Source organism: Minwuia sp. IMCC3009, from assembly GCF_029909415.1.
Classification (GTDB): Bacteria; Pseudomonadota; Alphaproteobacteria; order Minwuiales; family Minwuiaceae; genus Minwuia.
Window position 1 is genome coordinate 2,957,188 of record NZ_CP123781.1, and the last position, 23,035, is coordinate 2,980,222.

Annotated in this window: 32 protein-coding genes; all 32 read right to left on the minus strand. The window is 62.7% G+C overall.

From position 1 onward, the window contains the following. Window positions 1–39 precede the first annotated feature (39 nt). The 32 genes from rplQ to rpoC all read right to left on the minus strand — a co-directional run bounded on the left by rplQ (window position 40) and on the right by rpoC (window position 23,018). On the minus strand, window positions 40–468 hold the full coding sequence (gene rplQ / locus QGV55_RS13825) for a 50S ribosomal protein L17 (RefSeq protein WP_281016200.1): 429 nt from the start codon (window positions 466–468) through the stop codon (window positions 40–42). 43 nt (window positions 469–511) lie between these two features. Beyond that, a complete protein-coding gene (locus tag QGV55_RS13830; protein ID WP_348637603.1) occupies window positions 512–1,525 on the minus strand; it encodes a DNA-directed RNA polymerase subunit alpha in 1,014 nt (337 codons plus the stop codon). 105 nt (window positions 1,526–1,630) lie between these two features. Next, window positions 1,631–2,020: a 30S ribosomal protein S11 gene (gene rpsK / locus QGV55_RS13835; RefSeq protein ID WP_281016199.1), complete on the minus strand. Its 390-nt coding sequence runs from the start codon at window positions 2,018–2,020 to the stop codon at window positions 1,631–1,633. A 6-nt stretch (window positions 2,021–2,026) separates the two neighbouring features. Beyond that, window positions 2,027–2,395 carry a 30S ribosomal protein S13 gene (rpsM, locus tag QGV55_RS13840; RefSeq protein ID WP_281016198.1) on the minus strand — a complete coding sequence of 123 codons (369 nt, stop codon included), beginning with the start codon at window positions 2,393–2,395 and terminating at the stop codon, window positions 2,027–2,029. 147 nt (window positions 2,396–2,542) lie between these two features. Next, window positions 2,543–3,112 (minus strand): adenylate kinase, encoded by a 570-nt coding sequence (locus tag QGV55_RS13845; protein ID WP_281016197.1) that lies wholly within the window; start codon window positions 3,110–3,112, stop codon window positions 2,543–2,545. Further along, on the minus strand, window positions 3,109–4,452 hold the full coding sequence (secY, locus tag QGV55_RS13850) for a preprotein translocase subunit SecY (RefSeq protein WP_281016196.1): 1,344 nt from the start codon (window positions 4,450–4,452) through the stop codon (window positions 3,109–3,111). The genes QGV55_RS13845 and secY overlap by 4 nt, the downstream gene beginning before the upstream one ends. Before the next feature lie 107 nt (window positions 4,453–4,559). Next, window positions 4,560–5,093, minus strand: coding sequence for a 50S ribosomal protein L15 (rplO, locus tag QGV55_RS13855; RefSeq protein ID WP_348637602.1), 534 nt, complete (start codon window positions 5,091–5,093; stop codon window positions 4,560–4,562). A 46-nt stretch (window positions 5,094–5,139) separates the two neighbouring features. Next, window positions 5,140–5,331, minus strand: a complete 192-nt coding sequence (gene rpmD / locus QGV55_RS13860) for a 50S ribosomal protein L30 (protein WP_281016195.1) — start codon at window positions 5,329–5,331, stop codon at window positions 5,140–5,142. Between the two features lie 5 nt (window positions 5,332–5,336). Beyond that, complete coding sequence (gene rpsE / locus QGV55_RS13865) at window positions 5,337–5,891, minus strand: 30S ribosomal protein S5 (protein WP_281016194.1); 555 nt, start codon at window positions 5,889–5,891, stop codon at window positions 5,337–5,339. Between the two features lie 14 nt (window positions 5,892–5,905). After that, window positions 5,906–6,274, minus strand: a complete 369-nt coding sequence (rplR, locus tag QGV55_RS13870; protein WP_281016193.1) for a 50S ribosomal protein L18 — start codon at window positions 6,272–6,274, stop codon at window positions 5,906–5,908. A gap of 12 nt (window positions 6,275–6,286) precedes the next feature. Further along, window positions 6,287–6,820, minus strand: coding sequence for a 50S ribosomal protein L6 (gene rplF, locus QGV55_RS13875; protein ID WP_281016192.1), 534 nt, complete (start codon window positions 6,818–6,820; stop codon window positions 6,287–6,289). 2 nt (window positions 6,821–6,822) lie between these two features. Beyond that, complete coding sequence (rpsH, locus tag QGV55_RS13880; RefSeq protein WP_281016191.1) at window positions 6,823–7,221, minus strand: 30S ribosomal protein S8; 399 nt, start codon at window positions 7,219–7,221, stop codon at window positions 6,823–6,825. Window positions 7,222–7,233: 12 nt separating this feature from the next. Then, window positions 7,234–7,539, minus strand: coding sequence for a 30S ribosomal protein S14 (gene rpsN, locus QGV55_RS13885; RefSeq protein WP_281016190.1), 306 nt, complete (start codon window positions 7,537–7,539; stop codon window positions 7,234–7,236). A gap of 4 nt (window positions 7,540–7,543) precedes the next feature. After that, the gene (rplE, locus tag QGV55_RS13890; RefSeq protein WP_281016189.1) at window positions 7,544–8,095 is read right to left on the minus strand and encodes a 50S ribosomal protein L5; all 552 of its coding nucleotides are present in this window, start codon (window positions 8,093–8,095) and stop codon (window positions 7,544–7,546) included. A 14-nt stretch (window positions 8,096–8,109) separates the two neighbouring features. Further along, window positions 8,110–8,433, minus strand: a complete 324-nt coding sequence (rplX, locus tag QGV55_RS13895; RefSeq protein WP_281016188.1) for a 50S ribosomal protein L24 — start codon at window positions 8,431–8,433, stop codon at window positions 8,110–8,112. Continuing rightward, the gene (gene rplN, locus QGV55_RS13900) at window positions 8,433–8,801 is read right to left on the minus strand and encodes a 50S ribosomal protein L14 (RefSeq protein WP_281016187.1); all 369 of its coding nucleotides are present in this window, start codon (window positions 8,799–8,801) and stop codon (window positions 8,433–8,435) included. Before rplN ends, rplX begins: the two co-directional genes overlap by 1 nt. Window positions 8,802–8,846: 45 nt before the next feature. Further along, complete coding sequence (gene rpsQ, locus QGV55_RS13905; RefSeq protein WP_281016186.1) at window positions 8,847–9,083, minus strand: 30S ribosomal protein S17; 237 nt, start codon at window positions 9,081–9,083, stop codon at window positions 8,847–8,849. A 4-nt stretch (window positions 9,084–9,087) separates the two neighbouring features. After that, window positions 9,088–9,285, minus strand: coding sequence for a 50S ribosomal protein L29 (gene rpmC / locus QGV55_RS13910; RefSeq protein WP_348637695.1), 198 nt, complete (start codon window positions 9,283–9,285; stop codon window positions 9,088–9,090). Beyond that, a complete protein-coding gene (rplP, locus tag QGV55_RS13915; RefSeq protein ID WP_281016184.1) occupies window positions 9,285–9,704 on the minus strand; it encodes a 50S ribosomal protein L16 in 420 nt (139 codons plus the stop codon). The genes rpmC and rplP overlap by 1 nt, the downstream gene beginning before the upstream one ends. Window positions 9,705–9,726: 22 nt before the next feature. Then, the gene (rpsC, locus tag QGV55_RS13920) at window positions 9,727–10,416 is read right to left on the minus strand and encodes a 30S ribosomal protein S3 (protein WP_281016183.1); all 690 of its coding nucleotides are present in this window, start codon (window positions 10,414–10,416) and stop codon (window positions 9,727–9,729) included. Beyond that, the gene (gene rplV, locus QGV55_RS13925) at window positions 10,416–10,796 is read right to left on the minus strand and encodes a 50S ribosomal protein L22 (RefSeq protein ID WP_281016182.1); all 381 of its coding nucleotides are present in this window, start codon (window positions 10,794–10,796) and stop codon (window positions 10,416–10,418) included. The genes rpsC and rplV overlap by 1 nt, the downstream gene beginning before the upstream one ends. A 4-nt stretch (window positions 10,797–10,800) precedes the next feature. After that, the gene (gene rpsS, locus QGV55_RS13930) at window positions 10,801–11,079 is read right to left on the minus strand and encodes a 30S ribosomal protein S19 (protein WP_281019967.1); all 279 of its coding nucleotides are present in this window, start codon (window positions 11,077–11,079) and stop codon (window positions 10,801–10,803) included. Window positions 11,080–11,185: 106 nt separating this feature from the next. Further along, the gene (rplB, locus tag QGV55_RS13935; protein ID WP_281016180.1) at window positions 11,186–12,019 is read right to left on the minus strand and encodes a 50S ribosomal protein L2; all 834 of its coding nucleotides are present in this window, start codon (window positions 12,017–12,019) and stop codon (window positions 11,186–11,188) included. 4 nt (window positions 12,020–12,023) lie between these two features. Beyond that, window positions 12,024–12,317: a 50S ribosomal protein L23 gene (locus QGV55_RS13940; protein WP_281016179.1), complete on the minus strand. Its 294-nt coding sequence runs from the start codon at window positions 12,315–12,317 to the stop codon at window positions 12,024–12,026. Continuing rightward, window positions 12,314–12,934 carry a 50S ribosomal protein L4 gene (gene rplD, locus QGV55_RS13945; RefSeq protein ID WP_281019864.1) on the minus strand — a complete coding sequence of 207 codons (621 nt, stop codon included), beginning with the start codon at window positions 12,932–12,934 and terminating at the stop codon, window positions 12,314–12,316. Before rplD ends, QGV55_RS13940 begins: the two co-directional genes overlap by 4 nt. A 2-nt stretch (window positions 12,935–12,936) precedes the next feature. Then, a complete protein-coding gene (rplC, locus tag QGV55_RS13950; RefSeq protein WP_281016178.1) occupies window positions 12,937–13,689 on the minus strand; it encodes a 50S ribosomal protein L3 in 753 nt (250 codons plus the stop codon). 17 nt (window positions 13,690–13,706) lie between these two features. After that, window positions 13,707–14,015 carry a 30S ribosomal protein S10 gene (rpsJ, locus tag QGV55_RS13955; RefSeq protein ID WP_281016177.1) on the minus strand — a complete coding sequence of 103 codons (309 nt, stop codon included), beginning with the start codon at window positions 14,013–14,015 and terminating at the stop codon, window positions 13,707–13,709. A 70-nt stretch (window positions 14,016–14,085) separates the two neighbouring features. Further along, complete coding sequence (gene tuf / locus QGV55_RS13960; RefSeq protein ID WP_281016176.1) at window positions 14,086–15,276, minus strand: elongation factor Tu; 1,191 nt, start codon at window positions 15,274–15,276, stop codon at window positions 14,086–14,088. Between the two features lie 88 nt (window positions 15,277–15,364). After that, window positions 15,365–17,443, minus strand: a complete 2,079-nt coding sequence (fusA, locus tag QGV55_RS13965) for an elongation factor G (protein ID WP_281016175.1) — start codon at window positions 17,441–17,443, stop codon at window positions 15,365–15,367. A 25-nt stretch (window positions 17,444–17,468) separates the two neighbouring features. Further along, window positions 17,469–17,939: a 30S ribosomal protein S7 gene (rpsG, locus tag QGV55_RS13970; RefSeq protein ID WP_281016174.1), complete on the minus strand. Its 471-nt coding sequence runs from the start codon at window positions 17,937–17,939 to the stop codon at window positions 17,469–17,471. Between the two features lie 17 nt (window positions 17,940–17,956). Further along, window positions 17,957–18,328 carry a 30S ribosomal protein S12 gene (rpsL, locus tag QGV55_RS13975; RefSeq protein ID WP_281016173.1) on the minus strand — a complete coding sequence of 124 codons (372 nt, stop codon included), beginning with the start codon at window positions 18,326–18,328 and terminating at the stop codon, window positions 17,957–17,959. Between the two features lie 520 nt (window positions 18,329–18,848). Further along, complete coding sequence (gene rpoC / locus QGV55_RS13980; RefSeq protein ID WP_281016172.1) at window positions 18,849–23,018, minus strand: DNA-directed RNA polymerase subunit beta'; 4,170 nt, start codon at window positions 23,016–23,018, stop codon at window positions 18,849–18,851. Between the last annotated feature and the right edge of the window lie 17 nt (window positions 23,019–23,035).

Sequence of the window (23,035 nt, forward strand, 5' to 3'; positions counted from 1 at the left end):
TCTCAGTGGCACCGCGTCTGCGGAACCGGACTGGCCTGATCAGGCGGCGTCCTCGAAATCATCCTCGTCGTCACCCTGGACCGGACCACTGTCCGTGCCCTTGGCGTCCGTGTCACGGTCAACGAATTCGATGATCGCCATCGGCGCGGCGTCGCCATAACGGAAACCGGCCTTGATGATGCGGGTGTAACCGCCCGAACGATCCGCGTAGCGACCGGCCAGCTCGTCGAACAGCTTCGCCACCACCTTCTCTTCCGGCAGTTGGGCATAGGCCTGACGGCGGGCGTGCAGACCACCCCGCTTGGCCAGGGTCACCAGCTTCTCGACAACCGGACGCAGGTCCTTCGCCTTCGGCAGTGTGGTCTTTATCTGCTCGTGCTTGATCAGCGCGTTGCAGAGGTTCGACAGCATCGCTTTCCGATGCGAGCTGGAGCGGTTGAACCGACGCCCCTTGTTGCGATGACGCATGATTTGGAAACCTTCTTCAAAGGAAGCCGACCGGAGGTCCGCCTCAGTAGTGGTCTTCGAGCCGCTTGGCCATTTCCTCGATATTGTCCGGCGGCCAGCCCGGCACTTCCATGCCGAGGCGCAGGCCCATCTGACCGAGCACTTCCTTGATCTCGTTCAGCGACTTCCGACCGAAGTTCGGGGTACGGAGCATCTCCGCTTCCGTCTTCTGGATCAGATCGCCGATATAGACGATGTTGTCGTTCTTCAGGCAATTGGCCGAACGCACCGAGAGCTCCAGCTCGTCGACCTTCCGCAGCAGGTTGCGGTTGATCTCCGGCTCGCCCGAGCGCTCCTCGACCTGCTCCCGCTTCGGCTCCTCGAAATTGATGAAGAGCTGCAGCTGGTCCTGCAGGATCCGCGCGGCATAGGCCACGGCATCCTCGGGGCTGATGGCACCGTTGGTCAGGATATCCATGCTGAGCTTGTCGTAATCCAGCACCTGGCCCTCACGCGTGTTCTCGACGCGATAGGCGACCTTGCGGATCGGCGAATAGAGCGCATCCACCGGAATCAGACCGATCGGCGCATCTTCCGGACGGTTGGCGCTGGCCGGAACGTAGCCCTTGCCGTTGTTCACCGTCATCTCGATGTTGATGCTGGCACCATCGTCCAGATGCATCAGCACCAGATCGGGGTTCAGCACATCGATGTCATGCCCGGTCTCGATCTGACCGGCGGTAACGGCACCCGGCCCGGTCGCGCGCAGCGTGATCCGCTTCGGCCCCTCGCCATGCATGGCGATGGCGAGCTGCTTCACGTTCAGCACGATGTCGGTGACATCCTCGCGCACGCCCTCGATGGAGGAGAATTCGTGCAGCACATTGTCGATGTGGATCGCCGTGACGGCAGCGCCCTGGAGACTGGACAGCAGCACACGACGCAGCGCATTGCCGAGCGTCATGCCGAAACCGCGCTCCAGCGGTTCCGCCACGACAGTCGCCTTGCGCTTGGGATCTTCTGCGTTGATCTCGAGCTTTTCGGGCTTGATCAACTCTTTCCAGTTGCGCTGGATCACTTCGCGGACCTCATTGTTCGTTCAGCATGGCAGCACCCGGGCACCACAGGGTGTCCCGGGCCTCACATGCGCCCACGCTGTCAGGATGACAGCCTGGACAGGTACTCAGACGCGACGACGCTTCTTCGGACGGCAGCCATTGTGCGGGATGGACGTCACGTCACGGATCGACGTCACGTTGAACCCGGTGGCCTGAAGCGCGCGCAGGGCCGACTCACGACCCGATCCCGGACCCCGAACCTTGACTTCCAGCGTCTTCACGCCGTGTTCCTGCGCCTTCTTGCCCGCATCCTCGGCCGCCATCTGGGCAGCGTAAGGCGTGGACTTGCGTGACCCCTTGAATCCCATCATGCCGGCGGAGGACCACGAAATCGCGTTCCCCTGCACGTCGGTGATGGTGATCATGGTGTTGTTGAACGTCGCCTGGACGTGCGCGACGCCATTGGTGATGTTCTTCCGCTCGCGACGGCGGACCCGTGTCTCTTTCTTCGCCATCGTTCCCTACTTTTTCTTGCCGGCAATGGCCTTTGCGGGGCCCTTGCGGGTACGTGCATTGGTGTGAGTCCGCTGACCACGAACCGGGAGACCCCGGCGATGGCGCAGACCGCGATAACACTTCAGATCCATCAGGCGCTTGATGTTCATGGCGACTTCGCGCCGCAGATCACCTTCCACCAGATGACCGCTCTCGATCACTTCGCGGATCTGGATGACCTCCGCCTCGGTCAGCTCGTTCACGCGGCGCTCCCGCGCGATGCCGACCGCCTCGCAGATCTCGCGCGCCTTGGTGCGCCCGATTCCGTGAATGTAGGTCAGTCCGATTTCCGCCCTTTTCGAGGTCGGGATATTCACACCAGCAATACGCGCCACGCGCAATCTCCTCATAACGCAAGCCGAAAGGACCGCGGAAAAACCGTCAAGGGACGATGATCTGTTGAAGGCGCGCGATTATACGTATCGAACCGTGCCCGTCAACCACCCCAAACCAGCGGTCTCTCAGCCTCTCGTACTAAGTTCTCAACCCTCCAGGATCGACATGATCTCGGCGGTCACCGCCTCGATCGCCTGCAGGCCGTCCACCGTCTTGAGCATGCCCTTGTCCTGGTAGTAGGGCAGCACCGGTGCGGTCTGTGAATGATAGACTTCCAGACGCTTCTTCAGCGTCTCCGCATTGTCGTCGGCCCGGGCACCGCCCGTCTCCGCCGCACGTTTCTCGATCCGGGAGAACAGCTCCTCATCCGGCACACGGACTTCGATCACCGCATCCAGCTTCAGGCCTTTCTCGGCCAGCATGCTGTCCAGCCCTTCGGCCTGCGGCAGCGTGCGCGGAAAGCCGTCGAGGATGAAGCCCTTGGCACAGTCGGGTTCCGCGATCCGGTCACCGATGATGCCCAGGATGATCGCGTCATCGACCAGATCGCCGGCATCCATGACAGCCTTGGCCATCTTGCCGAGTTCCGTTCCCTGGCTCACCGCCGCGCGCAGCATGTCGCCCGTCGAAAGCTGGACCACCTGAAAGCGGTTCACGATGAACTCCGCCTGGGTGCCCTTGCCCGCGCCCGGCGGACCGAAAAGAATGATGTTCATCGGCGCCCTCCCCGCAGGCGAGACTTCTTGATCAGCCCTTCATACTGGTGCGCCAGCAGATGGCTCTGCACCTGTCCGACCGTATCCATGGTCACCGACACAACGATCAGCAGCGACGTGCCGCCGAAATAGAAGGGCACGCCCCACTGGCTGATCAGCAGTTCGGGCAGCAGACAGACCGCCGTCAGATAGGCCGCACCGATCACCGTGATACGGGTCAGGATGTAGTCGAGATGTTCCGCGGTACGCTGCCCCGGCCGGATGCCGGGCACGAAGCCGCCATTCTTCTTCAGGTTGTCCGCTGTGTCGGTCGGGTTGAAGACAACCGACGTATAGAAGAAGCAGAAGAAGATGATGCCGCCGATATAGAGCGCCAGATAGAGCGGCTGACCGCGACCGAGCATGGCCACGATGGTCTGCATCCATTCCGGTCCCTGACCCTGGCTGAACTGCGCCACGGTAACGGGCATCAGCAGCAGGGACGACGCGAAGATCGGCGGAATGACACCGGCAGTGTTCAGCTTCAGCGGCAGATGCGAGGTCTCGCCACCGACCATGCGGTTGCCCATCTGCCGCTTCGGGTACTGCACCAGCACCTTCCGCTGCGCCCGCTCCATGTAGACGATGAAGGCAATGACGCCGACGATCAGGATCATCAGGAACAGGATGATACCGGTCGACAGCGTGCCCAGACGGCCAAGTTCCAGGGTACCGGCGAGCGCACTCGGCAGCTCGGCGACGATACCGGCGAAGATGATCAGGGAAATACCGTTGCCGACACCGCGCGAGGTGATCTGCTCACCCAGCCACATCAGGAACATGGTGCCGCCGGTCAGCGTCACCACTGTGGTGAAACGGAAGAAGGCGCCTGGCGAATGCACCGCATTGCCGCCCGATCCCTCCAGCCCCTCGAGACCGATCGAGATACCATAGGCCTGGAAGGCCGCCAGGATCACGGTGCCGTAGCGGGTATACTGGTTGATCTTCTTGCGGCCCTGCTCCCCCTCCTTCTTCCACTGTTCGACAGTGGGAGAGATCGTGGTCATCAGCTGCATGATGATCGAGGCGGAGATGTAGGGCATGACGTTCAGCGCGAAGATCGTCATGCGCTCGAGCGCGCCACCGGCAAAGACATTGAACATGCCGAACACGCCATTGGCGTTCTGTTCGAACACGTCACGCATGATCGCCGGATCGACACCCGGCACCGGGATATAGGTGCCAAGGCGGAAGACAATCAGCGCACCGAGGGTAAACCACAGACGCTTCTGGAGTTCCGTCGCTTTCGCGAAGGCACTCCAGTTAACATTGGCCGCGAGTTGTTCGGCGGCTGACGCCATTGCTTCACCTCGATAGATGGGCGGTCCCGGTCAGGCGCCGCCCGTTCAGACTTGCCGGATCATCTCCAGATCGGGCGGCAGTCGCATGAATGCCACCCCGGCGTCGATCACTTTTTCTTTGCGGACCGTGCCTTGCGGCGTTCGGTCTTGGCAGCCCGCGCGGCCTCATCGGCCTCGGTGCGTGCCTTGGTCTGGGTCACGGAACCGCCAGCCTTCTCGACCGCGGCAACCGCACCGGCTGAGGCACCGGCCACCGTCAGGTTCAGCGCAACGGTCAGTTCGCCGTTGCCCAGCAGACGCACACCATCGCCTTCGCGACGGATGACACCGGCGGCAATCAGCGCGGCGGCATCGACGCTCGCGCCGGCCTCCAGCTTGCCCGCGTCGACCGCCTGCTGCAGGCGACCGAGATTGACCTCGGCGAAGTCGGAGGACTTCAGGCTGTTGAAGCCGCGCTTCGGCAGACGCCGATGCAGCGGCATCTGACCGCCTTCGAAGCCCTTGATCGCCACGCCGGAGCGCGACTTCTGACCCTTCATGCCCTTGCCGGCGGTCTTGCCGGTGCCGGACGCCATGCCGCGGCCCACGCGCTTGCGCGGACGGGCCGAACCTTCGTTGTCCGTAATGTCATTGAGGCGCATGCGATGCCTGTCCTTCTATCCTGCTTGTGCCGGTCGGTCCGCCTGATCAGGCGTCGACCTGCTCCACCTTCACCAGGTGATGTACCTTGTTCACCATGCCGCGAATGGACGGCGTATCGTCCAGAACGCGCGAACGGTGCATCTTGTTCAGCCCCAGGCCGACCAGCGTTGCGCGCTGGTCCTTCGGCCGCCCGATCGGGCTGCCGGTCTGGGTGACCTTGATCTTCGCGTTGCTCATGGCTGTCACTCCTGCGCGGCGGCGGCAGCGGCGGCATCGTCACGACGACCGACAATGTCACCGACCTTGCGGCCACGCTTCGCGGCAATCCGCTTCGGCGAGTTGATGTGCGCCAGCGCATCGAACGTCGCGCGGATCATGTTGTAGGGGTTGGAGGTGCCGATCGACTTGGTGACGACGTCATGCACACCCAGGCTCTCGAACACCGCACGCATCGGACCACCCGCGATGATACCGGTACCGGCAGGGGCGGCACGCAGCACGACACGACCGGCGCCGTGGCGACCCGTCACATCATGATGCAGCGTCCGGCCCTCACGCAGGGGCACACGGATCATGGTGCGCTTGGCACTTTCCGTGGCCTTGCGAATCGCCTCCGGCACTTCACGGGCCTTGCCCTTGCCAAAGCCGACGCGGCCTTTCTGGTCGCCCACAACCACCAGCGCGGCAAAGCCGAACCGGCGACCGCCCTTCACCACCTTGGCGACGCGGTTGATGTGAACCAGCTTGTCCGTGAATTCATTGTCACGGTCACGATCGTTGAAATCGGGACGGGCCATGCGTTCCGTACTCCCTAGAATTCCAGACCGCCCTCACGGGCGGCTTCAGCCAGCGCCTTGACGCGGCCATGATAGCGAAGCCCACCACGGTCGAAGACAACAGCCTTCGCCCCGGCGGCAACCGCACGTTCGGCGACCACACGACCGACTTCGGCGGCGGCGTCGACGTTGCAGGTGTTGCCCACCTTCTCCCTCAGGTCCTTCTCGACGGTACCGGCAGCGGCCAGCGTGACCCCCGCCTTGTCGTCGATGACCTGGGCATAGATGTGCTTCGAAGTCCGATGGATGGAGAGCCGCGGGCGGCCATTGGCCACCGACAGGATCTTCCCCCGGACGCGTTCGCGGCGCTTCTCCGCGGATGTCTTGCGCTTGTAGAAACCCATGATACGGCGTCCTTACTTCTTCTTGCCTTCCTTGCGGACGACATACTCGTCCGAGTAACGCACACCCTTGCCCTTGTAGGGCTCCGGCGGGCGCCAGGCGCGAATTTCGGCGGCAACCTGGCCCACACGCTGCTTGTCGATACCTGACACGCGGATGGACGTCGGCTTCTCGCACTTGATCTCGATGCCTTCCGGGATGTCGTACAGCACATCGTGGCTGTAGCCCAGAGACAGGTTCAGCACCTTGCCCTGCACCTGCGCACGATAACCGACACCGGTGATCTCCAGGTCCCTGACGAAGCCTTCGGAAACGCCCTGGACGAGGTTGGCCGCCAGCGTACGCTGCATGCCCCACATCATCCGGGCCTTCTTGCTGTTGCCGACAGGCTTCACGGTAATCTGGCCATCGGCCATCTCGACATCGACATCGTCAACGAAACGCATGGAAAGCTGACCCAGCTTTCCCTTCACGTTCATGTCGCGGCCTTCCAGCTTGACGTCAACGCCAGCCGGAACCGGAACAGGGTTCTTGCCAATACGTGACATGATCAGAATACCTCGCAGAGGATTTCACCGCCCACGTTCTCCGACCGTGCTTCCGCGTCGGAAAGCACGCCACGGGGCGTGGACAGCACCGAAATACCGAGACCGTTGGCAACCTTCGTCAGGTCACCGACACCGGAATAGACACGGCGGCCGGGGCGCGATACGCGGCGGATCTTGCTGATCACCGGATCACCCTCATAGTACTTCAGCTCGATGACCAGCTCGCCGTGACCGGACTCACCGTCCTCACGCCGCCAGTCACGGATGTAGCCTTCGCGCTTCAGGACCTCGAGAACGTTGGCCCGGAACTTGGAGGCGGGGGAGCGGACGACACCCTTGCGCGCCATCTGCCCGTTGCGGATACGGGTGAGCATGTCCCCGATCGGATCCGAAAATGACATATCTCGCTACCCTTACCAGCTCGACTTCACGAGACCGGGGATCTGACCAGCAGACCCCAGCTCACGAAGCGCGATACGCGACATGTTGAGCTTCCGATAATAGCCTTTCGGACGCCCGGTGACGCCGCAGCGGTTGTGCACGCGGGTTGCGGCACTGTTGCGCGGCAGTTCGGCCAGCTTCAGGCGGGCGGCGAACCGCTCCTCCTGCGACAGGGACTCATCCTTCGCCATCTGGCGCAGGGTTTCCCGCTTGGCCGCATACTTCGCCACCAGCTTGCGGCGGCTCTTTTCCTTCTCGACTGAACTCTTCTTGGCCATGGATTCAGTCCTTCTTCTGGAACGGCATGTTGAACGCGGCGAGAAGCTCCCGGGCTTCTTCGTCGGTCCGGGCCGTGGTGCAGATGATGATGTCCATCCCGCGAATTTCATCAACCTCGTCGTAGCTGATCTCGGGGAACACGATCTGCTCCTTCAGGCCCATCGCATAGTTGCCATTGCCGTCAAAGCTGTTCGGGTTGACACCGCGGAAGTCACGGACCCGGGGCAGGGCGATGGTGATCAGGCGATCCAGGAATTCGTACATCCTGTCCGCGCGCAGCGTGACCTTGCAGCCGATCGGCATGCCTTCGCGCAGCTTGAAGCCGGCGATGGAATTCCGCGCCTTGGTCACGACGGCCTTCTGACCGGAGATCTTCTCCAGTTCGCTGACCGCTGCATTGATCTTCTTCGAGTCGCTGACCGCCTCGCCCACGCCGATATTGATGACGATCTTGTCGAGTTTCGGGGTCTGCATCTCGTTGGTGTATTCAAAGCGCGACCGCAGTGCCGGCCGGATATCGCTCTGATACTGTTCCTTCAGCCTCGGCTGAGCCATTGTACTGCCCCTCCTCAGACGTCGATGACTTCGCCGGACCGCCGGGCGAAGCGCACCTTGCGACCGTCATCGAGAACCCGGTATCCGACGCGCGTCGGTGCGCCGTCCTTGGGATCCTCGAGGGCGAGATTGGAAATGTGAACCGCGGCCTCACGCTCGATGATGCCGCCGGTGTTGCCCTGACCAGGCTTCTGATGCCGCTTGATCATGTTGACACCGGAAACAACGGCCCGACGGTCCTCGCGGAGGACCCGCAGGACTTCGCCGCGACGGCCCTTGTCCCGGCCGGCCAGAACGACGACCTTGTCGCCCTTCTTGATCTTGAACTTCTCGGCCATCAGATCACCTCCGGCGCCAGGGAAACGATCTTCATGTAACCCTTGCCGCGCAGTTCGCGCGTCACCGGGCCAAAGATACGTGTCCCGATCGGCTCGTTCTGCTTGTTGATCAGAACGGCCGCATTGCGGTCAAAGCGGATGGCGGTTCCATCCGGGCGACGGACTTCCTTCGCGGTACGCACGATCACCGCACGCATCACGTCACCCTTTTTCACACGGCCGCGCGGAATCGCATCCTTCACCGAGACGACGATGATATCGCCAACCCCGGCAACCTTGCGGGCCGCGCCACCCAGTACCTTGATGCACTGCACCCGGCGGGCGCCGGAATTGTCGGCGACATCCAGGTTGGTTTGCATCTGAATCATGGACTACTCCTGTCCTTGGCTAACTGAACCCCAGTGACCGGCTGGTCACTCGGCTTCGTGCAAGACTTCCCAACGCTTGAGCTTCGAAAACGGCCGGCACTCACGTACCCGCACCGTCTCACCCGCCTTGCAACGGTTATCGGCGTCATGCGCATGCAGCTTCTTGCTCATGCGGATGATCTTCTTGTAGAGCGGATGGGTCACGCGACGCTCGACCCGGACGACGACCGTCTTGTCGTTTGCGTCGCTTACCACCACACCCTGCATGATGCGCTTTGGCATGTTCTCAGGCTCCCTTCGCCCGTTCGGTCAGGACCGTCTTCACGCGCGCAATGTCGCGACGGATGGTCCGGATGCGGCTGGTGTCCTCGACCTGCCCGGTGGCCCGGCGAAAGCGCAGGTTGAACTGCTCCTTCTTCAGGTCGACCAGGCTGTCCTTCAGCTGGTCGTCGGACTTGGCGCGAAATTCCTCGACACTCATGATCAGTTACCCTCCGGATAACGGCTGACCATCTTGGTCGCGATGGGCAGCTTGGCAGACGCCAGCTCGAAGGCCTCGACGGCCAGCTCGGGCGGGACACCGTCCAGCTCGAACATGATCCGGCCCGGCTTGACACGGGCAACCCAGAATTCCGGTGTGCCCTTGCCCTTACCCATGCGGACTTCGGTCGGCTTCTTCGACACCGGCACGTCCGGGAAGATACGGATCCAGACACGGCCCGCACGCTTGATGTGACGGGTGATGGCACGACGTGCCGCCTCGATCTGGCGTGCCGTGATACGTCCCGGCTCCTGGGCCTTCATGCCATAGGCGCCGAAGTTCAGCGTCGTTCCACCCTTGGCGTTGCCATGGATGCGGCCCTTGTGGGCCTTGCGGAACTTGGTGCGTTTCGGTTGCAGCATTTTCTAACTCGCTCCCGATTCCTCAACCACGTCCGCCGGAGCTCTGCTGCTCCTGCGCACGCTTGTCCTGGGCCATCGGATCGTGGGCCATGATTTCGCCCTTGAAGATCCAGACCTTGATACCGATCGCGCCATAGGCGGTCTTCGCCGTCGCCACGCCGTAGTCGATGTCGGCACGCAGCGTATGCAGCGGCACGCGGCCTTCGCGATACCACTCCGTACGCGCGATTTCCGCGCCACCCAGACGACCGCCACAATTGATGCGGATGCCCTGGGCGCCGAGACGGATCGAATTCTGCACCGACCGCTTCATCGCCCGGCGGAACGCCACGCGGCGCTCCAGCTGCTGGGCAATGTTCTCGGCCACCAGACGCGCGTCCAGTTCCGGCTTGCGGATCTCGACGATGTTCACCGACACCTCGGAGCTGCTCAGCTCGCTAAGTTCGCGGCGCAGCTTCTCGATGTCCTGGCCCTTCTTGCCGATGACCACACCCGGACGCGCCGAGTGGATGGTCACGCGGGCCTTCTTGGCCGGACGTTCGATGACGATCCGCGACACACCGGCACCCGACAGCTTGTCGAACAGGTGCTCCCGCATCCGCATGTCCTCATGCAGCAGCGTGGCGTATTCGCCGCGATCCGCGAACCAGCGCGAATCCCACGTACGGTTGATGCCGAGCCGGAGCCCGACCGGGGATACCTTTTGCCCCATCAGTTCGCCTCCTCGACTTCGGCCACCACGATCGTGAGATGGCTGAAAGGTTTCACGATACGACCGGCGCGGCCACGGGCGCGCGCCTGGAACCGCTTCATGACCAGTCCCTTGCCCACCCAGGCTTCCTTCACGACAAGCGCGTCGGGGTCCAGCTGGTGGTTGTTCTCCGCATTGGCGATCGCGCTCTGCAGCGCGGTCTTCACCGGTCCGGAGATGCGCTTGTTGGAGAATGTCAGACGCAGCAATGCGTCCTCCACCCGCCGACCGCGGATCATCCCGGCGACCAGGTTCAGCTTCTGCGGGCTGACACGCAGGTTACGGGCGACGGCCTTGGCCTCGTTGTCCGCCTGCTTGCGCTCTTTGGCTTCCTTGCCCACCCGATTACCTCCTCTTCGCCTTCTTGTCGGCGGCGTGGCCGAAGTAATTGCGGGACGGCGCGAACTCGCCGAACTTGTGTCCGACCATCTCTTCCGACACCAGCACCGGCAGGTGCTTCTGGCCGTTGTAGACGCCGAACGTGAGACCGACGAACTGCGGCAGGATCGTGGAGCGGCGCGACCAGATCTTGATCACATCCTTCCGCCCTGACGCGTGCGCCGCCTCGGCCTTCCTCAGGAGGTATCCGTCGACAAACGGACCTTTCCAAACTGAACGTGCCACGGTTCGCTTCTTCCTTCTTTTCGGAATGACGGCTCCTGGCCCTCACCCCATTTCGTCCACCCAGCCACCGGTGCCAGACACGGCACCGGGCATCGTCAAACGATGCCTACTTCTTCGTCTTGTGGCGGCTGCGCATGATGTACTTGTCGGTGCCCTTGTTCGAACGCGTCCGGGCACCCTTCGTCGACTTGCCCCACGGCGTCACCGGATGGCGACCACCGGAGGTCCGGCCTTCACCACCGCCGTGCGGATGATCGACCGGGTTCATGGCGACACCGCGAACTGCGGGGCGCTTGCCGAGCCAGCGCTTGCGACCGGCCTTGCCGAGCTTCGCATTCTGCTGGTCCGGGTTGCTGACCGCGCCGACAGTGGCCATGCACTCGCCACGCACCATCCGCTGTTCACCGGAGGACAGGCGAAGCTGGGCATAACCGGAGTCCTTGCCGATCAGCTGTGCGTACGTACCAGCCGAACGGGCGATCTGGCCACCCTTTTCCGGCTTCAGCTCCACATTGTGGATGACCGTACCCACCGGCATGTTCCGCAGGGGCATCGCATTGCCCGGCTTGATGTCGCAACGCTCACCGGAAACGACCTTGTCGCCCGGGGACAGACGCTGCGGCGCCAGGATGTAGGCCTGCTCACCGTCTTCGTAGTTGATCAGCGCAATGAACGCGGTCCGGTTCGGATCGTATTCCAGACGCTCGACCGTGCCGACCACGTCGAACTTGCGACGCTTGAAATCGACCAGGCGATAGCGACGCTTGTGGCCGCCACCGATACGGCGTGCGGTGATACGGCCGGTATTGTTGCGACCGCCCTTCTTCGTCAACCCCTCGGTCAGGCTCTTGACCGGATCACCCTTGTGCAGGTGTGAACGGTCAACCAGGACCAGGTTACGCCGCGACGGTGTCGTCGGATTGAATTTCCTGAGTGCCATGCTGTCAGAGCCCCGTCGTCACATCGATGGAATGGCCATCAACAAGCGTCACCACGGCCTTCTTGACGTCCGGGCGACGTCCGCGACGGCCCCGGAACACCTTGGTCTTGCCCTTGGTGATGAGCGTGTTGACACCCTTGACCTCAACCTTGAACAGCGTCTCGATCGCTGCCTTGATCTCCGGCTTGGTGGCGTCCTTGGCAACCCGGAACACAACCTGATTGTGCTCGGATACATTCGTCGCCTTCTCGGTGATCACCGGGCTGAGAATGATGTCGTAATAGCGTTCCAGGCTCATGACAGGCGGGCCTCCAGTGCCTCGACCGCGGAACGGGTCAGCACCAGGTGCTCCCGCCGCAGGATGTCGTACACATTGGCGCCCTGCTGAGGCAGCACGTCGATCAGCGGGATGTTGCGCGCGGCGCGAACGAAGTTCTCGTTCACGTCGGTGCCATCGATGATCAGCGCGGAGTTCAGCCCCATCGCCTTCAGCTTGGCCGCCAGGATCTTCGTCTTGCCCTCGTCCATGACCGCCTGGTCAAGAACGATCAGCTTCTCACCCGCTGCCTTCGACGACAGCGCGTGCAGCATGGCCAGACGACGCACCTTCTTCGGCAGGTCGTGGGCATGGCTGCGCACCTGCGGGCCGTGGGCAACGCCACCGCCACGATGCTGCGGAGCCTTCCACGAACCCTGACGCGCGCGGCCCGTACCCTTCTGCTTGAAGGGCTTCGCGCCGGTGCGGGCAATCTCGTGACGCCCCTTCACCTTGTGCGTACCGGCACGCCGCTTTGCCAGCTGATACCGCACCATCCGGTGCAGCAGGTCCTGGCGCGGTTCCAGCCCGAAGATCGAATCATTCAGATCGATCTCACCGGCTTCGGCGTTGTCCAGGTTGATGACCTTGGTCTGCATGGTCACGCGCCCTCCGTTTCCGTCGCGGGTGCATCGGCCGGGGCCGCATCCTCGGCGGTGGTGTCGTCCGCAGCCGTCTCAGCGGCAACGACAGAACCGGGATAGGGGGCCGCGTCAGGCCGTGCCTTCTTCACCGCATCGCGGATCAGCACCCAGGAACCCTTCGCGCCGGGGACACCGCCCTCGACCATCACCAGGCCGCGCGCCACGTCGGTGCGCACAACCTTCAGGTTCTGCAGCGTCACACGGGCATCACCCATGTGGCCGGCCATCTTCTTGCCCTTGAAGACCTTGCCCGGATCCTGGCACTGGCCCGTCGAACCATGGCTGCGATGCGAGATGGACACACCATGACTGGCCCGCAGACCAGAGAAGTTGTGTCGCTTCATCGCACCGGCAAAGCCCTTGCCGATGGAAGTGCCGACCACGTCGACCTTCTGGCCGTCCACGAAATGATCCGCCGACAGTTCCGCGCCGACATCGATGAAAGCATCGTCGGCAACGCGGAATTCCGCCAGTTTCTGTTTCGGCTCAACCTGCGCCTTCGCAAAGTGACCGCGCATCGGCTTGATGGTGTTCTTCACCTTCGCCGTGCCGGCACCAAGCTGCAGCGCCTGATAGCCATCACGCTCCGCCGTGCGGTGAGCCACCACCTGGCAGGAGTCAATCTGGAGCACCGTCACTGGCAGATGGCCACCGTCTTCACCGAAGACGCGGGTCATGCCCAGCTTGCGTGCAATAAGACCGGTACGCATCGTGTCCAATCCCATCCTTACAGCTTGATCTCGACGTCGACACCGGCAGCGAGGTCGAGCTTCATAAGCGCGTCCACCGTCTGCGGAGTCGGCTCGACAATGTCGAGCAGCCGCTTGTGCGTCCGAATCTCGAACTGCTCACGCGACTTCTTGTCAATGTGCGGCGAACGCAGCACCGTGAATTTCTCGATACGTGTCGGCAGCGGGACGGGTCCACGAACCTGCGCGCCTGTGCGCTTGGCCGTGTTGACGATCTCGCTCGTCGACTGGTCGAGTACCCGGTGATCGAAGGCCTTCAGCCTGATCCGGATATTCTGACTGTCCATGTCACCCTTCCCTCAAAACAAGCAGCAACGGTGCCGGGCACAGCGCCCGGCACCGAGGTGTGGTCAATAGTTACTCGACGATCTTCGCGACGACGCCGGCACCGACGGTGCGGCCGCCTTCACGGATGGCGAAGCGCAGTCCCTCGTCCATCGCGATCGGGTTGATCAGCTCCACCACCATCGCGATGTTGTCGCCCGGCATCACCATCTCCGTGCCTTCCGGCAGCTCGATGACGCCCGTCACATCCGTCGTGCGGAAGTAGAACTGCGGGCGGTAGTTGCCGAAGAACGGCGTGTGACGGCCACCCTCTTCCTTCGTCAGGATATAGGCCTCCGCCTGGAACTTCGTGTGCGGCGTGATCGAACCCGGCTTGGCCAGAACCTGGCCACGCTCCACATCCTCACGACCGACACCGCGCAGCAGCGCACCGATGTTGTCACCGGCCTCGCCCTGGTCCAGCAGCTTCCGGAACATCTCGACGCCCGTGCAGGTCGACTTCTTCGTCGCCCGGATGCCGACAATCTCGACTTCCTCACCGACCTTCACGACGCCGCGCTCGACGCGACCCGTAACAACCGTGCCACGACCCGAGATCGAGAACACGTCCTCGATCGGCATCAGGAAGGCCTGATCCTTCGGACGCTCCGGCTGCGGGATGTATTCGTCAACCGCCGCCATCAGTTCCAGGATCGAATTCTTGCCGATCTCCTCGTCACGACCCTCGACCGCCGCCAGGGCAGAACCCTTCACGATCGGAATGTCGTCGCCCGGGAAGTCATACGACGACAGCAGCTCGCGAATCTCGAGCTCGACGAGCTCAAGCAGCTCCTCGTCGTCGACCTGATCGACCTTGTTCATGTAGACGACAAGCGCCGGAACACCCACCTGGCGCGCCAGCAGGATGTGCTCGCGCGTCTGCGGCATCGGGCCGTCAGCAGCCGAAACAACCAGGATGCCGCCGTCCATCTGCGCCGCACCCGTGATCATGTTCTTCACGTAGTCGGCATGACCCGGGCAATCGACGTGGGCGTAGTGGCGGTTCGCCGTCTCGTACTCGACATGCGCCGTCGAGATCGTGATGCCGCGCGCCTTCTCCTCAGGCGCGGCGTCAATGTCCGCATACGCCTTCGCCGTCGCGCCGCCAGTCTCCGCAAGCACCATCGTGATCGCTGCAGTCAGCGTCGTCTTGCCATGGTCAACGTGACCAATCGTGCCCACATTGCAGTGCGGCTTCGTACGCTCAAACTTCTCTTTGGCCATCTCTCTATTCTCCGGCTCTCAAGAGGTGTCAGATAATTGCTCAAGTCTCGTTCCGGCCCCGAGAGACCGGCTATCGGTATCGCCCCGATCAGGCCAGCTTCGCGATCACCTCGTCGGAGACGCTCTGCGGAACCTGCTCGTAGTGGTCGAACTGCATGGTGAACTGTGCCCGACCCTGGGTCATCGACCGCAGCGTGTTCACGTAACCAAACATGTTGGCCAGCGGCACCATGGCACCGATCACCGTTGCGTTGCCGCGCGGCTCGGAACCCGTGACCTGACCACGTCGGCTGTTCAGGTCACCCATGACGTCACCAACAAAATCTTCCGGCGTCACCACTTCGACCTTCATCATCGGCTCAAGCAGCTTCGCACCGGCCTTCGGCGCAACCTCACGGAAAGCGGCACGGGCCGCGATCTCGAACGCGAGAACCGAGGAGTCAACATCATGGCTGGCGCCATCGACCAGGGTTGCCTGCACGTCGATGATCGGGAACCCGGCAAGCACACCGGATTCGACCACGGAGCGCAGCCCCTTCTCGACGCCCGGAATGTATTCCTTGGGCACCGAACCGCCGACGACCTTGCTCTCGAACTGGAAGCCCGAACCCGGCTCACCCGGCTCCAGCACCAACTTGATACGGGCGAACTGGCCCGAACCGCCGGTCTGCTTCTTGTGGGTATAGTCGATCTCCGCCTGGCGGGTCAGCGTCTCGCGATAGGCCACCTGCGGCGCACCGATGTTCGCCTCAACCTTGAACTCACGCTTCATGCGGTCGATCAGGATGTCGAGGTGCAGCTCGCCCATGCCCTTCAGCACGGTCTGGCCGGTCTCGTGGTCGGTCGTGACACGGAAGGACGGATCCTCCTGCGCCAGACGGCCCAGGGCCTGGCCCATCTTCTCGTGGTCGGCCTTCGTCTTGGGCTCGACCGCGATCTCGATGACCGGATCGGGGAATTCCATGGCTTCCAGAACCACGGGGCGCAGCGGATCACACAGGGTGTCGCCGGTCGTGGTGTCCTTCAGGCCCGCGATCGCGATGATGTCGCCGGCCATTGCCTCTTTCACGTCCTCGCGGTCGTTGGCATGCATCATCAGCATGCGCCCGATACGCTCGCGCTTGTCCTTGACGGAGTTCAGCACGGAACCGCCGCTCTCGACGCGACCGGAATAGACCCGGCAGAAGGTCAGCGAACCGACGAACGGGTCGGCCATGATCTTGAAAGCCAGCGCCGAGAAGGGCTCGTCGTCCGAGCTGTGACGCACGACTTCCGTGTCAGGGTCACCAACCTTGGAGCCGCGAATGTCGGCAACGTCGGTGGGCGCAGGCATGTAATCGACAACGGCATCCAGCAGCGGCTGCACACCCTTGTTCTTGAAGGCGGTACCACACAGCACTGGGATCAGCTTGCTGGCCATCACGCCCTTGCGGATCAGGCGACGAAGCTCGTCGGCTTCCGGCTCGACACCTTCCAGATAGGCAGTCATGGCATCGTCGTCGAACTCGACCGCGGCCTCGATCATCGCTTCGCGGTATTCCGCGGCCTTGTCGGCCAGATCGTCGGGAATGGCGGTGAATTCGAACTCGGCCCCGAGGGTCTCTTCCTTCCAGATGATCGCCTGGTTGTTGATCAGGTCAACAACACCGACGAAATCGGATTCGGACCCGATCGGCAGCTGCAGCGGCACCGGGGTGCAGCCGAGGCGATCGACCATCATCTCGACGCAGCGATAGAAGTCGGCACCCATGCGGTCCATCTTGTTGACGAAGCACATGCGCGGCACACGGTACTTGTCCGCCTGGCGCCAGACCGTCTCGGTCTGCGGCTCGACACCGGCGACGGCGTCGAATACGGCAACCGCGCCGTCGAGCACACGGAGGCTACGCTCCACCTCGATGGTGAAGTCCACATGGCCCGGCGTATCGATGATGTTGATACGGTGATCGCGCCAGAAACAGGTCGTGGCAGCGGACGTGATCGTGATTCCGCGCTCCTGCTCCTGCTCCATCCAGTCCATGGTGGCTGCGCCATCATGCACCTCACCGATCTTGTGTGACCGGCCGGTGTAATAAAGGATTCGTTCCGTCGTCGTGGTCTTGCCGGCATCAATGTGGGCCATGATGCCGATGTTGCGATAACGGTCGAGGGGCGTCACTCGAGACATGGGGAGGACTCTTTCCTGCTCTGAATTACCAGCGGTAGTGCGAGAAGGCCTTGTTGGCCTCCGCCATCCGATGGGTGTCTTCACGTTTCTTCACCGCGCCGCCGCGGCTGCTGGACGCATCCATCAGCTCACCTGCCAGACGCTCCATCATCGTGGTCTCGGACCGCTTCCGCGCCGAGTCGATGACCCAGCGGATCGCCAGGGCCTGCGCACGCTCGGTGCGCACATCGACCGGCACCTGATAGGTGGCACCACCGACACGGCGGGACCGCACTTCAAGCTGCGGGCGGGAATTGGCCAGCGCCTCGTGGAACACATCGATCGGGCTGCGACCCAGCTTCTGCTCCACCCGCTCGAACGCCTTGTAGACGATCTGTTCGGCGGCGGACTTCTTGCCGTGCATCATCAGGTTGTTCACGAACTTCGTGACGACCAGATCTCCATAAATGGGATCGGGAAGGATTTCGCGCTTTTCGGCAGCGTGGCGACGGGACATGCTTCAGAACTCTCCAATCACTTCGGACGCTTGACGCCGTATTTCGAACGGCGCTGGCGGCGATCCTTGACGCCCTGGGTATCCAGAACGCCACGCAGAATGTGGTAACGCACACCGGGAAGATCCTTCACGCGGCCACCACGGATCAGAACGACCGAGTGCTCCTGAAGGTTATGGCCCTCACCGGGGATGTAGCTCGTGACCTCGAAGCCATTCGTCAGGCGCACACGCGCAACCTTGCGGAGCGCGGAGTTCGGCTTCTTCGGGGTCGTTGTATAGACACGGGTGCAGACGCCACGCTTTTGCGGGCACGCCTCCATCGCGGGAACCTTGTTGCGCGCCAGGGGCTGCTGACGCGGCTTGCGGATCAATTGGTTGATCGTCGGCATACGGTCCGAACCTTCTTCGATAGAACACCCCGATACCCGAACGGCATCGATGGCCAAATCTGTTTGCGATCGTGGAACAAGCGTCCTTCCAAACGAACAGAAGCAAACCAACGACCCCTTGTTGTCGGGATCGTTGCCGCTTTCCGCCTTTCAGTGGCCCGTCCAAAAGAGGCCCTGAGTGCTTGGACGAACGGTCGCCGTGTCTTGGTCAAAACACGCCAACTACCAGCGCCGCATTGGGCGCGGACTATATGAACGCCCCCCTGATCGGTCAACAGCTAATATCCGCTAATTCCGCCGTCGTCTCAGAAGGGCCCGGAAGGCCCGCAAACGCAAGATTCGGGCGTCCTTCGCCGCCACATCGCAATGATCTGTCGCGGCTTCCCGGCCCGGACAGGCGCGGGCAAGGAAAGGCCCCGCATCCACCTCGGGATACGGGGCCAATTCGACTCCGGATCGTGACTCGCCGCCCCCGGTCTTCCCGCCGTCACCGGCAGGAGAAACCGGAGCCGTCAGGCCATCACTCCGCGGCGGGAATCGCCGCCGGTGCGCTGCCCTGGTCGTTGTCGGCGTTCTGGGCCGCGAGCTTGCGGTCGCGTTCCGCCGCGACACGCTTCACCTCGTTCATCTGGCCACCGGTACCAGCCGGGATCAGACGACCAACGATCACGTTTTCCTTCAGGCCGTTCAGCACGTCCAGCTTGCCCTGCACCGAGGCCTCCGTCAGGACACGCGTGGTCTCCTGGAAGGATGCGGCAGAGATGAAGGAACGCGTCTGCAGGCTGGCCTTGGTGATGCCCAGCAGGACCGGTTCGCCGGTTGCCGGCTCGCCGCCTTCCTTGACCGCCTTGGCGTTGATCTCGTCGAACTCGTGACGATCGATCTGCTCACCGATCAGCATGGTCGTGTCACCGGAGGAGGTGATTTCCACCTTCTGCAGCATCTGACGCACGATGACCTCGATGTGCTTGTCGTTGATCTTCACGCCCTGCAGCCGATAGACCTCCTGGATCTCGTTGACCAGGAACTCGGCCAGTGCCGCGACACCCAGAACCTTCAGGATGTCGTGCGGTGCAGGGTTGCCATCGACGATGTAGTCACCACGCCGCACCTGATCGCCTTCGTGGACACCGATGTGGCGCCCCTTCGGGATCAGGTAATCGACCGGATCCTTGCCCTCCTCTTCCGGCGTGATCGTCAGGCGACGCTTTGCCTTGTAGTCCTTGCCGTAGCTGATGCGGCCGTCGATCTCGGCCAGGATCGCATGATCCTTCGGACGCCGTGCCTCGAACAGTTCCGCCACACGCGGCAGACCGCCGGTGATGTCACGGGTCTTGGAACCTTCGCGCGGGATACGTGCCAGCACGTCACCGGCGTGAACCGCCTGTCCGTCCTGCACCGAGAGGATCGAGTCCACCGACAGGAAGTAACGTGCTTCCTGCCCGGTATCCAGGCTGATGATCTCCCCGGCGTCATCACGCAGCGTGATGCGCGGGCGGATGTCATTCGACCCCGGATGCCCCTTCCAGTCGACGACGACCTTCGAGGAAATGCCGGTATTCTCGTCCACCACGTCCCGGACGCTGACGCCGTCCAGCAGGTCACGATAGGTAACGAAACCACTGCGCTCCGTGATGATCGGAACAGTGAACGGATCCCATTCGGCCAACTTCTCGCCCTTGATCACGGTCTGGCCGTGATCCTTGGCGAGACGGGAACCGTAAGGCACCCGGTGGCGCGCGCGCTCCCGGTTGTTCTGGTCAAGCAGGACGAGCTCGGTGGTCCGGTTCATGACAACCAGACGGCCCTCCGAATCCTCGACAACCGCGCGGTTCTCGATGTTCAGCGTGGCATCATGTGCCGCCTCGATGGACGAGTTCTCACCGGCCTGCGCCGCGCCACCGATGTGGAACGTGCGCATGGTCAGCTGCGTACCCGGCTCACCGATCGACTGCGCCGCGATGACACCAACGGCCTCACCCATGTTGACCTTCGTGCCACGAGCCAGATCACGGCCATAGCACTTGCCGCAGACGCCATGACGGCTCTCGCAGGTCAGGGTGGAGCGCACGATGACGGCCTCAACAGCCGCCTTCTCGATGATGTCGACCTCGTTCTCCTCGATCAGGGCCCCCGCCTTGACCAGAATGTCGCCGCTCGCCGGGTCCGTGATGTCCTCGGCCGCCGTGCGGCCCAGGATACGCTCGCCCAGCGCCTCGATGACGTCACTGCCGTCGACCACGTCACGCACGACCAGACCGTGGGTGGTGCCGCAGTCTTCCTCGTGGATCACCGCGTCCTGTGCCACATCGACCAGACGACGGGTCAGGTAACCGGAGTTGGCCGTCTTCAGCGCCGTGTCCGCGAGACCCTTTCGGGCACCATGGGTGGAGATGAAGTATTCCGAAACCGTCAGACCTTCCTTGAAGTTGGAAATGATCGGGGTCTCGATGATCTCGCCCGACGGCTTGGCCATCAGGCCACGCATGCCGGCAAGCTGCTTCATCTGGGCCTGACTGCCGCGCGCACCGGAATGCGCCATCATGTAGATGGAGTTCGGCTGGCCATGATTGGCGGCACCGGCGCTCTCCATCCCCTTCATCATTTCCTCGGCGACCTTGTCGGAGCACTGCATCCAGGCATCGACAACCTTGTTGTACTTCTCGCCGGAGGTGATCAGGCCGTCCAGGTACTGCTGCTCGTACTGCTTCACCAGCGCGTTGGTCTCATCGACCAGACCCTTCTTCGAGTCCGGGATGATCATGTCATCCTTGCCGATGGAGATGCCGGCGCGGCAGGCATGGGCAAAACCCAGACCCATGATCCGGTCACAGAACAGCACCGTCTCCTTCTGGCCGGTGTGGCGATAGACGATGTCGATCAGATTGCCGATTTCCTTCTTCGTCAGAAGGCGGTTGATCAGCGAGATCGGCACGCGCGGGTTCAGCGGCAGCTTCTCCGCGATCAGCATGCGGCCCGGGGTGGTTTCCAGACGCATCATGGACAGTTCGCCCGCGTCGTCATAACCCCAGTGCCGGGTGGTGATCTTCGCGTGCAGATCGACCAGGCCCTGGTCCAGCGCATAGGACAGCTCGTCCATGCCGCTGAAGGTCAGGCCCTCGCCCTTCACGTTCTCCCGCACCATCGACAGATAGTAGATGCCGAGCACGATGTCCTGGCTGGGCACGATGATCGGCTTGCCGTTGGCGGGCGAGAGGATGTTGTTGGTGGACATCATCAGCACGCGGGCTTCCAGCTGCGCCTCCAGTGCCAGCGGCACGTGAACGGCCATCTGGTCACCGTCGAAGTCGGCATTGAAGGCCGTGCAGACCAGCGGATGCAGCTGGATCGCCTTGCCCTCGATCAGCACCGGCTCGAACGCCTGGATACCGAGACGATGCAGGGTCGGTGCGCGGTTCAGCATCACGGGATGTTCCCGGATGACCTCCTCCAGCACGTCCCAGACTTCCGGCCGCTCCTTCTCCACCAGCTTCTTGGCGGATTTCACGGTCGGGGCCAGCCCCTGCAGCTCCAGCTTGGCGTAGATGAACGGCTTGAACAGTTCCAGCGCCATCTTCTTCGGCAGACCGCACTGGTGCAGTTTCAGCTCCGGTCCCACGACGATCACGGAACGGCCCGAATAGTCGACGCGCTTGCCCAGCAGGTTCTGGCGGAACCGGCCCTGCTTGCCCTTCAGCATGTCGGCGAGGGACTTCAGCGGGCGCTTGTTGGCGCCCGTGATGATCCGGCCGCGGCGACCATTGTCGAACAGCGCATCGACGGCTTCCTGCAGCATCCGCTTCTCATTGCGGACGATGATGTCCGGCGCGCGCAGTTCGATCAGACGCTTCAGGCGGTTGTTGCGGTTGATGACGCGGCGATAGAGGTCATTCAGGTCGGAGGTCGCGAACCGGCCCCCGTCCAGCGGCACCAGCGGGCGCAGCTCAGGCGGCAGCACCGGAATCACTTCCAGGATCATCCACTCCGGACGATTGGTGGATTCCAGGAAGGCGTCGATCAGCTTCATCCGCTTCACGATCTTCTTCGGCTTCAGCTCGGACTTGGTCTCGGCCAGTTCCTGCTTCAGCTCCGCCTTGATCTCTTCCAGGTCCAGACCTTCGAGAATGTCGCGAACCGCTTCCGCGCCGATACCGGCGGTGAAGGCGTCCTCACCATACTCGTCCTGATAATCGAAGAACTCGTCCTCGGTCAGCAGCTGGAACCGCTTCAGCGGGGTCAGGCCCGGCTCGATGACGATGTACTGCTCGAAATAGAGCACCCGCTCCAGATCCTTCAGCGCCATGTCCAGGATCAGGCCGATCCGGCTGGGCAGGGACTTCAGGAACCAGATGTGCGCCACCGGGGCCGCCAGCTCGATGTGGCCCATGCGTTCGCGCCGCACCTTCTGCGTCGTGACCTCGACACCGCACTTCTCGCAGATCACGCCGCGATACTTCATGCGCTTGTACTTGCCGCACAGGCACTCGTAGTCCTTGATCGGGCCGAAGATGCGGGCACAGAACAGACCGTCCCGTTCCGGCTTGAAGGTCCGGTAGTTGATGGTCTCCGGCTTCTTCACCTCACCAAACGACCAGGACCTGATCTGGTCCGGGCTGGAGAGCGAGATCCGGATGTGGTCGAAACTCTGGGCACTCTGCTGTTGGCCGAAAAGCTGCAGGGCGTCTTGCATGATATTTGTCCTCCGAT

Excerpts from the sequence above, each read along its gene's own strand:
- rplQ (WP_281016200.1), bottom strand. The coding sequence starts at position 468 with ATGCGTCATCGCAACAAGGGGCGTCGGTTCAACCGCTCCAGCTCGCAT.
- rpsK (WP_281016199.1), bottom strand. The coding sequence starts at position 2,020 with ATGGCGAAGAAAGAGACACGGGTCCGCCGTCGCGAGCGGAAGAACATC.
- QGV55_RS13845 (WP_281016197.1), bottom strand. The coding sequence starts at position 3,112 with ATGAACATCATTCTTTTCGGTCCGCCGGGCGCGGGCAAGGGCACCCAG.
- secY (WP_281016196.1), bottom strand. The coding sequence starts at position 4,452 with ATGGCGTCAGCCGCCGAACAACTCGCGGCCAATGTTAACTGGAGTGCC.
- rplO (WP_348637602.1), bottom strand. The coding sequence starts at position 5,093 with ATGCGCCTCAATGACATTACGGACAACGAAGGTTCGGCCCGTCCGCGC.
- rpmD (WP_281016195.1), bottom strand. The coding sequence starts at position 5,331 with ATGAGCAACGCGAAGATCAAGGTCACCCAGACCGGCAGCCCGATCGGG.
- rpsE (WP_281016194.1), bottom strand. The coding sequence starts at position 5,891 with ATGGCCCGTCCCGATTTCAACGATCGTGACCGTGACAATGAATTCACG.
- rplR (WP_281016193.1), bottom strand. The coding sequence starts at position 6,274 with ATGGGTTTCTACAAGCGCAAGACATCCGCGGAGAAGCGCCGCGAACGC.
- rplF (WP_281016192.1), bottom strand. The coding sequence starts at position 6,820 with ATGTCACGTATTGGCAAGAACCCTGTTCCGGTTCCGGCTGGCGTTGAC.
- rpsH (WP_281016191.1), bottom strand. The coding sequence starts at position 7,221 with ATGTCATTTTCGGATCCGATCGGGGACATGCTCACCCGTATCCGCAAC.
- rpsN (WP_281016190.1), bottom strand. The coding sequence starts at position 7,539 with ATGGCCAAGAAGAGTTCAGTCGAGAAGGAAAAGAGCCGCCGCAAGCTG.
- rplE (WP_281016189.1), bottom strand. The coding sequence starts at position 8,095 with ATGGCTCAGCCGAGGCTGAAGGAACAGTATCAGAGCGATATCCGGCCG.
- rplX (WP_281016188.1), bottom strand. The coding sequence starts at position 8,433 with ATGGCCGAGAAGTTCAAGATCAAGAAGGGCGACAAGGTCGTCGTTCTG.
- rplN (WP_281016187.1), bottom strand. The coding sequence starts at position 8,801 with ATGATTCAGATGCAAACCAACCTGGATGTCGCCGACAATTCCGGCGCC.
- rpsQ (WP_281016186.1), bottom strand. The coding sequence starts at position 9,083 with ATGCCAAAGCGCATCATGCAGGGTGTGGTGGTAAGCGACGCAAACGAC.
- rplP (WP_281016184.1), bottom strand. The coding sequence starts at position 9,704 with ATGCTGCAACCGAAACGCACCAAGTTCCGCAAGGCCCACAAGGGCCGC.
- rpsC (WP_281016183.1), bottom strand. The coding sequence starts at position 10,416 with ATGGGGCAAAAGGTATCCCCGGTCGGGCTCCGGCTCGGCATCAACCGT.
- rplB (WP_281016180.1), bottom strand. The coding sequence starts at position 12,019 with ATGGCACTCAGGAAATTCAATCCGACGACACCGTCGCGGCGTAACCTG.
- QGV55_RS13940 (WP_281016179.1), bottom strand. The coding sequence starts at position 12,317 with ATGAGCCTGGAACGCTATTACGACATCATTCTCAGCCCGGTGATCACC.
- rplD (WP_281019864.1), bottom strand. The coding sequence starts at position 12,934 with ATGCAGACCAAGGTCATCAACCTGGACAACGCCGAAGCCGGTGAGATC.
- rplC (WP_281016178.1), bottom strand. The coding sequence starts at position 13,689 with ATGCGTACCGGTCTTATTGCACGCAAGCTGGGCATGACCCGCGTCTTC.
- rpsJ (WP_281016177.1), bottom strand. The coding sequence starts at position 14,015 with ATGGACAGTCAGAATATCCGGATCAGGCTGAAGGCCTTCGATCACCGG.
- tuf (WP_281016176.1), bottom strand. The coding sequence starts at position 15,276 with ATGGCCAAAGAGAAGTTTGAGCGTACGAAGCCGCACTGCAATGTGGGC.
- fusA (WP_281016175.1), bottom strand. The coding sequence starts at position 17,443 with ATGTCTCGAGTGACGCCCCTCGACCGTTATCGCAACATCGGCATCATG.
- rpsG (WP_281016174.1), bottom strand. The coding sequence starts at position 17,939 with ATGTCCCGTCGCCACGCTGCCGAAAAGCGCGAAATCCTTCCCGATCCC.
- rpsL (WP_281016173.1), bottom strand. The coding sequence starts at position 18,328 with ATGCCGACGATCAACCAATTGATCCGCAAGCCGCGTCAGCAGCCCCTG.
- rpoC (WP_281016172.1), bottom strand. The coding sequence starts at position 23,018 with ATGCAAGACGCCCTGCAGCTTTTCGGCCAACAGCAGAGTGCCCAGAGT.